This is a genomic window from Bacillus sp. FSL K6-2869 (genome assembly GCF_040869405.1).
GTDB classification, from domain to species: Bacteria; Bacillota; Bacilli; order Bacillales; family Bacillaceae; genus Bacillus; species Bacillus altitudinis.
In genome coordinates this window covers 619,700-635,213 of the sequence record NZ_CP152035.1, presented here as the reverse complement: position 1 = coordinate 635,213, position 15,514 = coordinate 619,700, and the positions used below count along the sequence as shown (strand labels likewise).

The window sequence follows — 15,514 nt, the reverse complement described above, 5'->3', positions numbered from 1 at the left end:
ATATAGTCTAACTTTACCATACAACGCGCATTTGCATGAAACATCAACACGTAGAAAAAAGAAGCCTTCTCACGATGGAAAAGACTTCTGCTCCTCTTTAGGCTCACTTGCTGGTTCCATATGAACATGAGAGTGTAAAATATCATGTTCCTGCTTCATTCTGCGTTCAATTTCATCTGCAATATCATGGCTTTCTGCGATGTTTAAATGCGGTTCTACTTCAACGACCACATCCACATGGACGGTGCTTCCAAGATAACGAGCTTTAATGTCTTTCAAATCGCCCACTCCTGGTGTCGCTTCAATCGTCTCTTTATATTTAGACATATCTTTTATATGAAAACCGTCCGTTAACGAATGAGACGCATCTCTGAAAATCTCCCACGCCGTTTTACAGATAATTAAGCCAATCACAAATGCAGCAAGCGTATCAACCCACGCCAGCTGAAATTGAGAGGCGATAATTCCGACAAACGTCCCGATACTCACATAAGCATCTGATTTATTATCAGCCGCTGCGGCATATAGCGCCTGGCTATTAATTCGTTTAGACAGTTTACGGTTATACATATACACGCCATACATCACAACAGCACTTCCTGCTGCCGTCCAAGCTGCAATCATATCAGGCGTTTGATGCTCTGATGAGAAAAGCGACTGGCCTGCACTCAGCAAAACCTGAAGCCCGACAAGCATCATAATAAAGGAAGCCACAAGTGACGCAATATTTTCAGCTCTAAAATGACCGTATGGATGATCCTCATCAGGTGGCTTCTGAGAAATACGCAACCCAATTAATACGGCAAGCGAAGCAATGATATCTGTCGTATTATTCAAGCCATCTGCGGAAAGGGCTTCTGAATGAAACACATACCCAATGATCAGTTTGACAGCAGATAAGATCACATAGGCTATAATGCTGACCCAAGCACCTGTTTCACCTTGTCTTAATTCGTTGTAGCGCTCCATACCGAACAGCGCCTCCTCACACATTACTTTTCTATATTTATCTTACAAAGCCAAGCCCGTGTGGGTCTACAGCAACATGATTCGCTTGAATCAGCAAAATAGGATACATAGAAATGTGTTGACCTAAGCAAACTTATTTTTATAAGGTCAATTGACCTCAAGACCTACTCCCATCAATGTTTTTCAAAACCACCCAGAAAAATGAAAAAGAACAACATCACTCTACTATATAATTGTCAGAATAGTTTTATTTCAAAACACAACTTTTCTTTCTTCCTTCTTATGCTATTTTTAAGAATGGGCTGAGGAAAATGAGGGAACATAATCTCTCAAATCCTTTATACTTTTTAACATCATGTTAAGAGGTTTGAAATGTCAGTTTGATAACCTGTCCAATGCTGAATGACTATTCAGTATGATAAAATTTAAAATATTCTAAAAACAAACTCTCAAATAAAAGAGAAATGTTTGGAGGTAAAGAAATGTCCAACATGACAAACGGTCTTCAAAAAAACCTTAAGACAAGACATATTTCAATGATCTCCATTGCCGGGGTCATTGGGGCAGGGCTATTTGTTGGTAGTGGTGCTGTCATTCATTCTGCAGGGCCTGGATCGATTCTTTCCTATTCATTTGCCGGACTTCTGGTCATCTTTATTATGAGAATGCTTGGAGAAATGGCATGTGCCTATCCGACAAGCGGCTCTTTCTCACAATATGCGAGCGACGCCATCGGCCCGTGGGCCGGGTTTACAATCGGCTGGCTTTACTGGTTCTTCTGGGTCATCGTCATCGCCATTGAAGCCATTGCCGGTGCTGCCATTATTCAATATTGGTATGGAGATGCACCTGTTTGGCTCACAAGTCTTATCCTCACAATCCTCTTAACTTTGACAAATATCTTTTCTGTTAAATCTTTTGGCGAATTTGAATATTGGTTTTCATTGATTAAAGTCGTCAGCATTATTCTATTCCTACTCATTGGTTTTGCATTTATCTTTGGTTTTGGCGGTCATCATACTGCAGGTCTTGCTAATTTAACGGGGAATGGCGGTTTCCTTCCAAACGGGTTCGGCTCTGTGCTCCTCGGGATTGTCGTTGTCATCTTTTCCTTCATGGGAACCGAGATTGTGGCAATTGCCGCAGGTGAATCAGCAGACCCTGTCAAATCTGTGACAACAGCTACCCGTTCAGTTGTATGGCGTATTATTGTGTTCTACGTCGGGTCGATCGCCGTCGTTGTCACGTTACTCCCATGGAATTCAGCGAATATTTTAACAAGCCCGTTCGTTGCAGTATTAGAATACATCGGTGTCCCATCAGCCGCTCAAGTCATGAACGTCATTGTTTTAACAGCCGTTCTTTCTTGTTTAAACTCCGGCCTATACACAACGTCCAGAATGCTTTATTCACTAGCAGAAAGAGGCGAAGCACCAAAACGTTTTATGAAAATCAGCAAACGCGGTGTCCCTGTAGCAGCGACAGTCGCAGGTACCTTCTTTTCCTATATTGCCGTCATGATGAACTACTTTTACCCTGAAACCATCTTTCTATTTCTAGTCAATGCCTCTGGTGCCATTGCACTTCTTGTCTACTTGGTCATTGCCGTTTCACAATTAAGAATGCGTCGTAAAATTGAAAAAGAAAACCCAGAACAACTCAAAATCAAAATGTGGCTGTTCCCATACCTTACGTACTTTACCATTTTGGTCATCTGCGCCATCTTGGCCTCTATGCTATTTATCGAATCGATGAGACCTCAGCTCATACTGACAAGCATCATTACCATCGGTGTACTAGCCGCCTACTTCATCTTTAAACCAAACAAAAAAGTGCCTGCAAGTGCAGCGCTTGAAAATAAACACCCTTAATTCTCCCGCTGAAAAGCGGGTTTTTTTATTTTATTCACCTATTTGGATGTCCGCACTTATAATGTATCAAATTGATTTTAAGTGAGGATTAGTCAACATGAACCTAGAAAAGTTTGTTGACGAGCTGCCAATTCCAGAAGTCGCAGAGCCCGTCAAAAAAAACCCAAGACAAACGTATTATGAAATCGCTATGGAGGAGGTGTTCCTAAAAGTTCATAGAGATCTGCCCCCAACCAAGCTATGGACCTATAATGGCAGTTTGCCGGGTCCAACCATTAAAGCGAATCGAAATGAAAAGGTCAAAGTGAAATGGATGAACAAATTGCCGCTGAAACACTTCCTGCCTGTCGATCATACCATTCACGCTGGACATCATGATGAACCCGAAGTCAAAACAGTCGTTCACCTACATGGGGGCGTGACACCTGCAAGCAGTGACGGTTATCCGGAGGCTTGGTTTTCGCGAGACTTTGAAGCGACCGGCCCCTTCTTTGAACGAGAGGTTTACGAATACCCTAATCACCAGCAAGCATGCACATTGTGGTATCACGATCATGCCATGGCATTAACACGATTAAATGTATACGCCGGATTAGCTGGCTTTTATTTGATCTCAGATGCGTTTGAAAAATCACTCGAATTACCGAAAGATGAATATGATATCCCTTTAATGATCATGGACCGGACATTCCAGGAGGATGGCGCACTGTTTTACCCAAGTAGACCAAATAACACACCAGAAGATAGTGACCTTCCAGATCCCTCTATCGTGCCATTTTTTTGCGGGGAAACGATTTTAGTCAATGGAAAAGTATGGCCGTATTTAGAAGTAGAGCCGCGAAAATATCGTTTTCGTATCTTAAACGCATCCAACACAAGAACTTACGAGCTTCATCTAGATAACGACGCCACAATCTTACAAATTGGATCTGATGGCGGCTTTTTGCCAAGACCTGTTCATCACCAATCTTTTAGCATTGCACCTGCTGAACGTTTTGATGTCATCATCGACTTCTCAGCTTACGAAAACAAAACGATTGTTTTAAAAAATACGGCAGGCTGCGGTCAGGATGTCAATCCAGAAACAGATGCGAACATTATGCAATTTAAAGTCACTCGTCCGCTCAAAGGAAGAGCAGCTAAAACATTACGTCCGATCTTCAAACCACTGCCACCGCTCCGGCCGAGCAGAGCTGATAACGAGCGGACGCTAACTCTTACTGGCACACAAGATAAATATGGGCGCCCAGTTTTATTACTAGATAACCAGTTTTGGAATGATCCTGTCACGGAAAATCCTCGACTTGGTAGTGTAGAGGTATGGAACATTGTCAACCCAACAAGGGGCACACACCCTATTCATTTACATCTTGTTCAATTTCGGGTGATTGATAGAAGACCATTCGATACAGACATCTATCAATCAACAGGTGAAATCGTGTATACAGGACCAAATGAAGCGCCTCCTTTGCATGAACAAGGATACAAGGATACAATTCAGGCGCATGCCGGTGAAGTCATTCGCATCATCGCTCGGTTTGTCCCATATAGCGGACGATATGTGTGGCATTGTCACATTTTAGAACACGAGGATTATGACATGATGCGGCCGATGGATATCATTTAGTAAATATGAAACCTCCTCTCTCTTAATTGCGTAATATGAAAAGGGCTAACAGCTTCTATATATTAGCCCTCTATTTTCTTTTCAATCTCCATGAGAAAAAACGAACAATGTATCGCATGAATGGCATTTTTTTGAACATTCCACACTTAAAAAGTTGACGAAGTAAACCGATAATACTACTATATACCCATTACCTCTATCAAAAGGCACTTAAGAAACCATGCACGAACAAATAGAAAATCGTCATAAAAAACGGAGGAGTTCAATTTGAATGAAGAAAAAGAGACTTGCCAGGTCAAGCAAGAAACAGTGGCAGGTAACAGGGAGAAGCTTTCAATTCATGAAAATGAGAGCATTCGATCAAACATTGAACAACTAACAATTGAACTCGGTGAACAAAAAGAATTCAATCACTTCATATTAGATGAAAAACAGAAGACCATCAGCACATTATCGGCTCTCATTGCAAAAGGTGATTGTGATGAAGAGTTAAAAGCTCATTTTGTACAAGCATTACATATCGGGCTCTCTGTTATAGAGATTATGGAGATCATTAAGCACTGTACAAAGGTTGCAGGATTCCCTCATTCCATTAATGCCTTGTTTATTTTTCAGAACTTACTAGATGAAAACAATAAATAAATAAGAGAAAACGAGAAGTCTTCTGTCCTCTCGTTTTTTTATTTCCACTTACTTTACTCTCTTACGCTGATTCTGTCACAGTAGCAAAATATCAAAATACCACTCATTTCCTTGCTTAAAAAGTGATGTTCATTTCACAAACCGCATTTTTCACCGACACATCCCATGACAAAATAAAAAAACGTCCAGTTATATAAAATAACTGAACGCGCACCTTTTACCGATTGACAGTGAAATTGTTAACAATCCCGCCTTCTTTCTCCCAAGCGGTTTCTACTGTTTTCTTCTTAATATCATATTCAAAAATGGTTCTGACCTTCGCCTTTCGTCCTGTGTCATCCTTTAATTCCTTTGCGTTCTTTGCAACACCTAAGAAATAAACAGATGTACCATCCGCAGAAAATTGCGGCTGGGCAGCACTTAAAATACGCACATCTTGGCTGTTTTTAACAAGTGTCTTTGTTTTTCCTGTATCTACATCCATCACCTTAATAGATGATACTTCTTTTTCATTTCGAACCTTCACTTCTGTATAAATGAGTTTTTTATGATCTGGTGAAAAAGAAATATCATTGATGGTTTGAGAAATACGTGCAATTCGCTTACCCTTCTCACCTGTTTGTAGGGTAATATTCATGGTCGTTGGTTCAGGATCCATTCCTTTTTCATTTGCCTCATCCGTCTTTTTATAATCCTCTTTTAACGAATAATGCTGAATGGCCAACAGATTTGATGATGGATCATAAGCAAAAGAACTCACCGTATCATCATTACTTTTTTCTGGATATAACACTTTCACTTTCTGTGTTTTCAAATCAAAAGACGCTACATAAAATTGCTCACCTGAATCCTTGTTATACCTTAGATATAACTGTTTTCCGTCACCAGAAAGTCTCATACTGTCGATTGAATCGTCACTCGTAAAGAGCGTTTTTTCTTTATCCGTTTTCACATTCAATTCCCGTATACTTACTTTTTGTGTGTCTTCATCTGTATACGTGTAGTATAAAAGCTGTTTCGCCTGATCATAAGCAATTGAAGGATATGCTGTCAGTTTCTCTGTATGAAGCGCCTTGTCATGCAAGTAATAAGTATTGTTTAACTTTTGATCCGTAAATGAAACAAGCAATTCGTCTTTTGCATCTTGATTTGTTTTCACTTTTCCTGCATGTTTTGCCTCTTGCCCCGGCTTCATCATGAAGAAGATGACGGCCGCAATCACTACGACTCCAATTACTGTGATGATCCACCATGTTGATTTTTTCATTGACTTTCAGACCCTCTCCACAAGAAAAGAAGCCAGAAAATGAACTTTTCCCGCTTCTTTGCATGCCTATGTATTAATAAGTGTAATGCCCTTTGACGACACCTTTACTTGTTTTATACCCAAGTGCTTTGAATGCTTTCGGACTTACGTCTAATACTGCGTTTGGCATTCTACCTACATCATATTTATATACTGTAATCACTTTATGTGGTTTCGCTTTTGTTGTCACTCTTAGTTTTGTACCTTTTTTCGGTACGTCAAATCCCATTTTTGTTGCTGCATCCCAATGACCGAGTTTTTTTCCATCTGCGCCTTTTTTACCGACACCATTATACCATGTAATATTGCCGCTTACTTTTTTTGCACTTGCTCCATGTGAGAAACTAAACGCTAAAAATAAACTAGCTACTGTTACGATTGTCGCGATAAGCTTTTTATTCATTAAAAAATCCTCCGTATTTGGTTTCTGACCCCATTATACATGAAGATGCACCCAGTTATTTTACAGTCACATTACAATTCGAATACAAGTTGACCACTTAATGACCGATTTTGTTCATAAATTTCACCAAAAACAGCCAGAACATTGTCAGTAGATCCCTCCCTTTCGTTTTATATAATAGAAATGAATCAAAGATAAGGAGGAATTTTCATGAAAAAGTGGTTCATCGTTTTGAGTGTAAGTTTGATCTTCGTTTTGATGCTTTCAAGTATTCCTGCCTCTGCGGCTGGTCCTCGTCACGGCGCCATCGTGACACAAACGGATGAAGCCAAATGGTCAGGTATCTCGGCTGATATTGTGCTGCCAAAAACAGCCACCATTAAAAATGGCTATGCCGACTGGTATCTTGGTCTCGGTTCTGCCGTTGTTGAAAGCGGGATTTCAAAAACATCTTCTGGCTATAAGGTCTTCCTGGGCACCGGCTCCCAAGGCGGCAGTCAATATTGGAACAGCGAATACGATTCAAGTATTAAAGATGGTGCACGTGTCAACTTAAAACTCATCAACAATGGTGATGGCACAGTGTCACTATACGTCAACGGGAAACTGCGTTATAAACAGCCTGTTTTCAACCCTAGTCGTCTGAAAGACCTCGATGTCGTCAAAATGGTACACGGCGTACAAGATAATGGAACAAACAGCTACTCGCAAGCAAGTTTCTCTAATGTACAGCTCCGTGCAAATACATCTGGAAGTGTCTATAAAAAATGGGACGGCACCGTCAAATCATCTCTTTTACGCAAAAATCTAGAATCTGGTGCTCCGGCTCCAAAATTCACGGTCATTTCGTCTATCCCACTTAGTACAACCCTTTCAGCACAATAAAACACGAGCACCCAACTTTGGGTGCTTCAAAATTGCTGACAAAGAGCTAAAATGATTTTATTTTAGCTCTTTGTCTTCTTTTCAGCGTGCAAGAAAACCTTTGCAGTCTAGGAAGGGTGAGCACCGGCGCGGAGCGAATTTGACATTCGTGAGCACCGGCGCGCAGGCCTGACACCGAATGCGAGGGTTTGTCTACACGCTGGAGCACCCAACTTTGGGTGCTTTTGATTGTTCACAGCTTATCAACACTTCTCTTTTAATCAAAACATCAATTCGTGGTAACATAAGCATACATACTTTGAAGAACAAAGGAGAAAGAACGTGAGAAAAAGTCTACTTGTTTTCATGAGTCTTGTTGCAACCTTCTCTATCCTAGCAGCATGCTCAAATACGGCAAAAGAAGAAAAAACAGAATCTACGGCACTTCCAACGATTAATGAACGCATTCAAAATGAAACGAAAGAGGTTATGGAGCAGTCTAAGCTCGTAAAAGACACAGCGATCACCGTTGATCAAAAGAAAAAAGTCATTTCTTTAAACGTGACGGCTTCATCTGAGACCAATAGTGATTACGCTGAAGTCATTGGTTTGAACTTTGCCAAAACACTAGCTATTGGTGCATCCACTGAAAAGGAAAACAACCTGCATAAACCGGAAAATGACAGCCTCGGCGCCCTCTACTCCTTTTATGACCTAAACATTACCGTGAAACAGGAAAACGGAAAAGTACTGGCAAAAGGAAAGAAAACAACAAATGAAACAAAAATCACTTGGGAAAGAGCCCAATAACCGGACAAGAAAATCCTTTATGGATTTTCTTCTTTTTTTTAACAAAACTATTAACATTATGAAAGAAATGCCGATTAGTAAGATTGTGTTGGTTCTTAAGTACCAATAATTCTTATGTACATAACGGAGGAAAGTATTATGAAAAGAACGACAGAATTTGTTTTAGGTTTAATTGGAGGTATTTTTGGATTTTTCGGTGCAATGTTTGCCATTGCCTTTGGAGGACTCGATGCGGCATTTAGTGAATCAGGTACGAGTCAAATCACAGGATTAGGCTGGGCAGCGATGCTTTTCTCTATTCTTGCGATTGTGGCATCTGTTATCGTGAAGAAAAAAGCAAAGCTTGGCGGGATTTTATTATTAGTATCTGCTGTTGGTGGTATTATTTCTATTTCTATGTTCTTTATCCTTCCAGCTGTATTAATCATCATTGCAGGCTGCATGGGCGTGTTTAGAAAAGAGACTGTCGTCAATAACACAACTGCATAAAAATAGAGAATAAAGCTTGTAGAGATTGCTCTACAAGCCTTTTCTCTCTACTTTTTGTAATTCATATTGAATGGCATCAACTAACTCTATTATGTTTTCATCTGTCCAAAGATCAAATATAAACAATATATCATCCATCATGTGTGACAAATCTTCCTTGCACATCAATTCTTCTTTGTAAGCAGGGACAATAAAGAAATAGAGTAGGTCAGCCAATTCAAGAGCGACACTTACATCTTTTTCATCCATGATGGCTTTATGCAAAGAGTAGATCAGCCATTTAAGGTCTTCATGATTTTCAATAGGAACATACATCAATTGATGAATTTCATCTACTTTCCTTTCCTTTAGAATCCTCTCAGCAAATTCCTTTGAAAGAGCCCCAACTGTATTTGAAGATATATTCAGAAACGAGAATTCATGTTGATCCTCTCTATTAACCATCTTGATTGACGAACCATCCATTTTAATCACTCCCAATCTCTTATAATAATTCTATTATAAGGAAATTCAAACTCGTTTTAAGTCATCAGAAGTGGATTTTATGTAATTTTAAGCTAACTGGTTTATCAAAAAACCACCCAAAAACAATTATTTTCTATTTTTATCATTTTTTGTTGATTTAAAGGTTCTTTTATCCTATTATAATAGTCATGGTCAATATATAAGTGCAAGACGCTTATATAAATTAAACAAAAGGGGATTTTCATTTTGAAGAAATTATATGCTTTATTTTTAGCTTTAGGGCTAACATTTACACTGGCTGCTTGCGGCTCAACAGAAGATGTGTCTACAGGTGCATCTAAAGAAAAAGAGTCTACTAGCACAAAAACACAATCAAAAAACAAAAAAGATGATGGTTCAAAGAAAATAAATGCTAGCAAACACAAAACAACTGCTCAAGGAATGAAAGTAAACCTTGGCGAAATTAAAATTATGAAGGATAGAATCAATGTAGGAATGAATATCGAAAATACAACAGATAAAGTTCTAAACTTCTATCCAGACCAAGGTAAAGTTGTAGCTGGAAGCATGCAATTAGATGCGAATATGTTTATGACTGATGGTGATATTGGTGGCGAAGTTGAAGGTGGCGTTAAACAAGATGGTGTTATTCAATTCTTAGCTCCTGAAGGCAAAGAGATCAACATTAAAAACATCAAAGAATTAAAGCTGAAATTTGGAAATGTCACAACTGACGATTACATGAATAGTAAAGATGTGACCTTCACAGTAAAAGTAAAATAAACTTTCGCTATTGCCCTTGAATAATGAGGGCTTTTTTATTTATCACATTAAAAAACACTTTCCGAAAAGAAAGTGTTTTTGTTTATAAGTAACGATTCATTCATTTTAATACTTCATAAGAATAACTGATTTTTCGAGAAGTCTCTTACATGGAACTCTTTTTCATCGCAGCCGCCATTTCCACTTCACCCTCTGCTTCCAGCTGTTCAATAATGCGAGCATAATCTCTTTCATGGCGATTTTGGCTTAACTTAAAAGCAGCTTGAACTTCATCAATGATGATTTTGAAGCCCACAATCCCTTTCATTTGTTTCTCTAACAGTTCCTCAGATAACGTATCCCATAACACTGGCTGATCTCTATGACTTTCATATGTCTCCAGCATCGCTGTTAATTCCTTGACCAGTTCTGATTTTTCAAGCAGTGAAGCCTTTCCATATACATGTACAGCTTGATAATTCCACGTCGGTACGGCTTCTTTCTCATACCACGAAGAGGATATGTAAGCATGCGGCCCTTGAAAAATGACAAGCACCTTCTCATTTTCTTCAAACGTTTTCCACTGAGGATTCCCAATCGCCATATGCCCTGAGATCACATACGAATTTCCAATTTGATGAAAACTTACTGGAATATGGGTCGCAATGGGCTTTTCATTCGTTGTCGTCACAACTGTAGCAAATGAATGTGATTGAATAAATGATTTGATTTTCTCCATATCTTTCACTTGAAAAAATGATGGTATATGCATGTTCCCTTCCCCCTTTTTGATCATCTCAATGTTTTGGTCATAATGAAGTCCATTTGCTCCTCGTCTCCCATGTGAAAAGCATGCACTCCTGTTTGAACAAACCCAAGCTTTTGATAAAATGCCATGGCGGCTTTATTATGCTCCCACACCCCAAGCCAAACATCACGTTTATGGTGTTTCTCTGCAATTTCAAAGGCTTGATTCATTAAATATCGACCTAATCCTAGTTTTTGAAAGGACTGTTTGATATAAATGCGTTCAATTTCTAATGTGTCATCACCCATCTCTTCTGACTGTGCATCGTCCATATTGACCTTTAAATAACCAGCAAGGCGCCCATTTACTTGAACCAAATAAAATTGTGAAAAGGGATGTTGTAATTCTTTTAACAGCTGGTTCGAATGAAAAGCTGTCTTCACATATGCGTCGATATGCTCCGCCTTGTTTTGCTCCTGAAACGTTTCTATAAAAGTATCGATTCCGATTTTTTGCAGCTCTTTTATATGTTGTTCATTACACCGAATGAGCGTGACGGTCATGAAGTAACCCCTCCTTAGTCATTAGTAGCTTCTCTTTTTGCCTTTTTTCACATCTTCCCAATCTTTTTCGATATTCTTTCGCACCCTCAAAAGATACTGATAAATCTGTTCCGCTTCCTCTTCAGAAAACCCATCCAGCGCTACCCGATTTGAATGATCATGTTCTCGTTTGATCATTGGATAGACGGCTTTCCCTTTCTCAGTTGGAAACAATTTCTTGATTTTTTTATTCGCTGAGTCATGTTTCTTCTCAATAAATTCATGCAGCTCTAATTTTTGAATAGCCCGAGCAGCCGTAGTTCGATCCACCTTAATCATTTCCGCTAGTTTTTCCTGAATGATGCCAGGCTCCTCACAAATACGCACAAGATACAAATACTGCCCCTTCGTTAAATCATACTCTTTAAATTCAATATTACTAATGGAATCAAGCGCGCGAGCAATCACGCCGATCTCCCGCAATATTTCTTTCATATACCTCGACTCCTTTTATTGCATTTACAATAAATAACTAAAGTTAGTATAATTGATTAATGTTGTATTTGCAACAAAAAACCCACTTCTTAATTGAAAGTGGGTTTTCAACTCTTTCTTTATTTATCACGCCTCTTCGATCCAAACAATCCAAACACGACAGCCAGTGCAACAATAATCGCCACCCAAGTTGTAAAGCCCATATGATCACCGCTTTTCTTTTGAAAATCATCTCTTTATGTTAGATAAAACCAAAAAAATCACTGTCTCTTTAGTTAACGGATGTAAAGCGGTGAAAGTTTCAATTCATTTAACGCTCTTAACCAAAAAATAGACAAAACAAAAACCCCTATATTTCAAGGGGTTTTCGGGGGTATTACATCATGCCACCCATTCCGCCCATTCCGCCCATATCCGGCATTCCGCCGCCTGAGCCGCCTTCTTCTGGTTTGTCAGCTACGACTGCTTCAGTTGTAAGAAGCATAGCTGCTACAGAAGCTGCGTTTTGAAGTGCAGAGCGAGTGACTTTTGTTGGGTCAACGATTCCTTTTTCGATCATGTTTACCCATTCGTTTGTTGCTGCGTTGAAGCCTACGCCAATTTCTTCGTTTTTCAAGCGCTCAACGATGACTGATCCTTCAAGACCTGCGTTGTGAGCGATTTGACGAATTGGCTCTTCAAGAGAACGTAGAACGATGTTCACACCTGTTTGAACGTCACCATCAGCTTCGATGGAAGCAACTTTGTTGTATACATTCACAAGTGCTGTACCACCACCGGATACGATACCTTCTTCAACTGCTGCACGAGTTGAGTTCAGTGCATCCTCAATGCGTAGTTTACGTTCTTTTAGTTCTGTTTCAGTTGCAGCACCAACTTTGATGACAGCAACGCCGCCAGCTAGTTTTGCAAGACGTTCTTGTAATTTTTCTTTATCGAATTCAGAAGTTGTTTCTTCTACTTGCGCACGAATTTGGTTCACGCGTGCTGCGATTTGAGCAGAATCTCCTGATCCTTCTACGATCGTTGTGTTCTCTTTTGTAACAACCACTTTAGACGCACGGCCAAGCTGACCAATTTCAGTTGATTTCAGGTCAAGTCCTAGGTCTTCTGTGATTAATTCCCCGCCAGTTAGAACAGAGATGTCTTCAAGCATTGCTTTACGACGGTCACCGAATCCAGGTGCTTTTACTGCCACTGCGTTGAATGTTCCACGAAGTTTGTTCACAACAAGTGTTGCAAGTGCTTCGCCTTCTACGTCTTCAGCAATGATCAATAATGGTTTTCCTTGTTGTACGACTTGCTCAAGTACAGGAAGGATTTCTTGAATGTTTGTGATCTTTTTATCAGTGATTAAGATGTAAGGATTTTCAAGAACCGCTTCCATCTTATCAGAATCAGTGACCATGTATGGTGAAGCATATCCACGGTCAAACTGCATTCCTTCAACCACTTCAAGCTCAGTTGTGAAACCTTTAGATTCTTCAATTGTGATGACGCCGTCGTTTCCTACACGCTCCATCGCTTCAGCAATTAGGCTGCCGACTTCTTCATCTGCTGCAGAAATAGACGCAACTTGAGCAATTGATTCTTTACCTTCGATTGGTTTAGAAATCTCATGCAAGCCTTCAAGTGCTACTTTCACTGCTTCTTCGATTCCTTTACGAACGCCAACAGGGTTTGCACCAGCTGTTACGTTTTTAAGACCTTCACGGATCATTGCTTGAGCTAGAACTGTTGCAGTCGTTGTACCGTCACCAGCTACATCGTTTGTTTTGCTTGCAACTTCTGCCACAAGTTTTGCACCCATGTTTTCAAATGCATCTTCTAATTCGATTTCTTTTGCAATCGTTACACCATCATTTGTGATAAGTGGAGAACCGAATTTTTTCTCAAGAACCACGTTACGTCCTTTAGGTCCTAAAGTTACTTTTACAGCATCTGCAAGTGCATCTACACCACGTAACATCGCACGACGTGCTTCTTCACTGAACTTAATATCTTTTGCCATAATAACGAAACCTCCTCAGTCTTTTTAGAAATTTATCTCAATCTTTGTTTATGTGATTAACCAATAACAGCTAAAATGTCGCTTTCACGAAGGATTAAATATTCTTTTCCTTCATATTTCACTTCAGTACCTGCATATTTTGAGAAGATAATGCGGTCGCCTGTGTTTACTTCTAACGCAACGCGCTCACCACTTTCAAGTACACGACCTGAACCTGCTGCAACAATTTTACCTTCTTGCGGTTTTTCTTTTGCAGAATCCGGTAAGACAATACCGCTAGCGGTTTTTTCCTCAGATTCAACGAGTTCAATGATTACGCGATCGCCTAATGGCTTTAACATAAGAACAACCTCCTCAATTTTTATATGTAGTCTTTTTTAGCACTCATCATCAACGAGTGCTAACACATTTATTATAATAAAGAATGTCTTCTGTAATTTCAAGTAAAAACCTTTAAAAATTTTTACGCTTTCATGATCTTTTTTTATCACCGATTCTTTCCTTTTCAACGAAAAAGAAGACTTGTGTTACAATAAATCTAGTTCTTTTAGTAAAGGGGTTTTCGTTACTTGAAAAAACAATATTGGTACATCATCTTAACGTATATATTGGTGCAGGTTTCTGCGATTCCTTATGTGTTCATTATGAAATGGTTAGGATACATTCAGACACCGATGACACAAGCAGAGCTCTCTGAATTGTCAGGAACCTGGACAATCATTAGCTTCTGTGTCGGATTAATCATTATTCTGCTCATTCTTCGGACTGTGCCAAAAACATCACTTCGAAATGAAGCACCGGCATCAGTCGGCGTGGCAATCGCTTGGATCATTGGCGGTTTCTTTCTTTCCCTCTTTGCACAATCCATTGCGGGGGCGATTGAACAATATGCATTTGGCATTAGCCGAGAATCCGAAAATACTCAAAACATTTTAGCCATTATGGATGCAGTTCCATGGCTTGTAATCGTCATCGCTCTGATTGGACCGATATTAGAAGAAATCATTTTTCGAAAAATCATTTTTGGTGTGGTTTATGAAAAAACGAATTTTTTCATTGGCGCACTTGTCAGTTCAGTGGTTTTTGCTGCTGTACACAATGATTTCCCACATATCTTGCTCTATACCGCAATGGGCTTTACATTTGCCTTTTTATATGCGAAAACAAAACGAATCATTGTGCCAATCGGCGCACACATGCTGATGAACTCGCTCGTCATTCTTGTGCAGATTGAGCCAGTAAGAAAAATGATTGAAGAACAATCTCAAACAATGCAAATGATTATTGGAGGCTTTTTCTCATGAGAAACCCTGTCGTATGGGGCATTATTTATTTTGCCGTAGGTGTGGCGTTCACCTATATGGCCATTCAAAATCCAGGTGACATGTGGTCATTTTACAGCATTTTGCTGATGGTGTTTGCGGCCTATAATATCAATATCGCGTTAAAAATGTTTGCTTTTTCTGTCAAAATGAAAAAACAACAGCAAAAATAAACCAAAAACCATTTT

Annotated in this window: 18 protein-coding genes; 9 read left to right on the top strand and 9 right to left on the bottom strand. The window is 39.5% G+C overall.

From position 1 onward, the window contains the following. Window positions 1-69: 69 nt before the first annotated feature. Window positions 70-969, bottom strand: a complete 900-nt coding sequence (locus tag MHI58_RS03165) for a cation diffusion facilitator family transporter (RefSeq protein ID WP_008344349.1) — start codon at window positions 967-969, stop codon at window positions 70-72. 482 nt (window positions 970-1,451) lie between these two features. On the opposite strand from MHI58_RS03165, the gene gabP reads away from it, so the two are divergent. The 3 genes from gabP (at window position 1,452) to MHI58_RS03150 (ending at window position 5,109) form a co-directional block, all read left to right on the top strand. Then, window positions 1,452-2,840 (top strand): GABA permease, encoded by a 1,389-nt coding sequence (gene gabP / locus MHI58_RS03160; RefSeq protein WP_024719380.1) that lies wholly within the window; start codon window positions 1,452-1,454, stop codon window positions 2,838-2,840. Between the two features lie 97 nt (window positions 2,841-2,937). Continuing rightward, complete coding sequence (locus MHI58_RS03155; RefSeq protein ID WP_045034411.1) at window positions 2,938-4,467, top strand: multicopper oxidase family protein; 1,530 nt, start codon at window positions 2,938-2,940, stop codon at window positions 4,465-4,467. A 267-nt stretch (window positions 4,468-4,734) separates the two neighbouring features. Further along, entirely contained in the window at window positions 4,735-5,109 is a 375-nt protein-coding gene (locus MHI58_RS03150; RefSeq protein WP_045034410.1) for a carboxymuconolactone decarboxylase family protein, read from the top strand. Window positions 5,110-5,326: 217 nt separating this feature from the next. Here MHI58_RS03150 and MHI58_RS03145 read toward each other — a convergent pair whose 3' ends face one another. Next, window positions 5,327-6,376: a hypothetical protein gene (locus MHI58_RS03145; protein WP_045034409.1), complete on the bottom strand. Its 1,050-nt coding sequence runs from the start codon at window positions 6,374-6,376 to the stop codon at window positions 5,327-5,329. A 73-nt stretch (window positions 6,377-6,449) separates the two neighbouring features. Next, complete coding sequence (locus MHI58_RS03140; RefSeq protein WP_003213878.1) at window positions 6,450-6,818, bottom strand: RlpA-like double-psi beta-barrel domain-containing protein; 369 nt, start codon at window positions 6,816-6,818, stop codon at window positions 6,450-6,452. A 210-nt stretch (window positions 6,819-7,028) separates the two neighbouring features. Between MHI58_RS03140 and MHI58_RS03135 the strand changes: the two genes are divergently transcribed. From MHI58_RS03135 to MHI58_RS03125, 3 genes are all read left to right on the top strand, one after another. Further along, on the top strand, window positions 7,029-7,703 hold the full coding sequence (locus MHI58_RS03135) for a hypothetical protein (protein WP_039170029.1): 675 nt from the start codon (window positions 7,029-7,031) through the stop codon (window positions 7,701-7,703). A gap of 321 nt (window positions 7,704-8,024) precedes the next feature. Then, complete coding sequence (locus MHI58_RS03130; protein WP_017366718.1) at window positions 8,025-8,492, top strand: hypothetical protein; 468 nt, start codon at window positions 8,025-8,027, stop codon at window positions 8,490-8,492. A 138-nt stretch (window positions 8,493-8,630) separates the two neighbouring features. After that, window positions 8,631-8,981, top strand: a complete 351-nt coding sequence (locus MHI58_RS03125; RefSeq protein ID WP_045034408.1) for a DUF4064 domain-containing protein — start codon at window positions 8,631-8,633, stop codon at window positions 8,979-8,981. 30 nt (window positions 8,982-9,011) lie between these two features. On the opposite strand, the gene MHI58_RS03120 is transcribed toward MHI58_RS03125, so the two are convergent. Continuing rightward, window positions 9,012-9,455 (bottom strand): hypothetical protein, encoded by a 444-nt coding sequence (locus MHI58_RS03120; RefSeq protein ID WP_126268984.1) that lies wholly within the window; start codon window positions 9,453-9,455, stop codon window positions 9,012-9,014. Between the two features lie 237 nt (window positions 9,456-9,692). Here MHI58_RS03120 and MHI58_RS03115 point away from each other — a divergent pair, with 237 nt between their 5' ends. After that, entirely contained in the window at window positions 9,693-10,229 is a 537-nt protein-coding gene (locus MHI58_RS03115; protein ID WP_045034406.1) for a lipoprotein, read from the top strand. A 145-nt stretch (window positions 10,230-10,374) separates the two neighbouring features. On the opposite strand, the gene MHI58_RS03110 is transcribed toward MHI58_RS03115, so the two are convergent. The 5 genes from MHI58_RS03110 to groES all read right to left on the bottom strand — a co-directional run bounded on the left by MHI58_RS03110 (window position 10,375) and on the right by groES (window position 14,345). Beyond that, window positions 10,375-10,980, bottom strand: a complete 606-nt coding sequence (locus MHI58_RS03110) for an FMN-binding negative transcriptional regulator (RefSeq protein ID WP_045034405.1) — start codon at window positions 10,978-10,980, stop codon at window positions 10,375-10,377. A 20-nt stretch (window positions 10,981-11,000) separates the two neighbouring features. Continuing rightward, window positions 11,001-11,519 (bottom strand): GNAT family N-acetyltransferase, encoded by a 519-nt coding sequence (locus MHI58_RS03105; RefSeq protein ID WP_045034404.1) that lies wholly within the window; start codon window positions 11,517-11,519, stop codon window positions 11,001-11,003. Window positions 11,520-11,540: 21 nt separating this feature from the next. Beyond that, the gene (locus tag MHI58_RS03100; RefSeq protein ID WP_039170043.1) at window positions 11,541-11,993 is read right to left on the bottom strand and encodes a MarR family winged helix-turn-helix transcriptional regulator; all 453 of its coding nucleotides are present in this window, start codon (window positions 11,991-11,993) and stop codon (window positions 11,541-11,543) included. 376 nt (window positions 11,994-12,369) lie between these two features. Beyond that, a complete protein-coding gene (groL, locus tag MHI58_RS03095; protein WP_007496015.1) occupies window positions 12,370-14,004 on the bottom strand; it encodes a chaperonin GroEL in 1,635 nt (544 codons plus the stop codon). A 56-nt stretch (window positions 14,005-14,060) separates the two neighbouring features. After that, window positions 14,061-14,345, bottom strand: a complete 285-nt coding sequence (groES, locus tag MHI58_RS03090; RefSeq protein ID WP_003214120.1) for a co-chaperone GroES — start codon at window positions 14,343-14,345, stop codon at window positions 14,061-14,063. A gap of 228 nt (window positions 14,346-14,573) precedes the next feature. On the opposite strand from groES, the gene MHI58_RS03085 reads away from it, so the two are divergent. After that, window positions 14,574-15,308 (top strand): CPBP family intramembrane glutamic endopeptidase, encoded by a 735-nt coding sequence (locus MHI58_RS03085; RefSeq protein WP_045034403.1) that lies wholly within the window; start codon window positions 14,574-14,576, stop codon window positions 15,306-15,308. Further along, entirely contained in the window at window positions 15,305-15,499 is a 195-nt protein-coding gene (locus MHI58_RS03080; protein WP_017366710.1) for a YdiK family protein, read from the top strand. The genes MHI58_RS03085 and MHI58_RS03080 overlap by 4 nt, the downstream gene beginning before the upstream one ends. Window positions 15,500-15,514 lie beyond the last annotated feature (15 nt).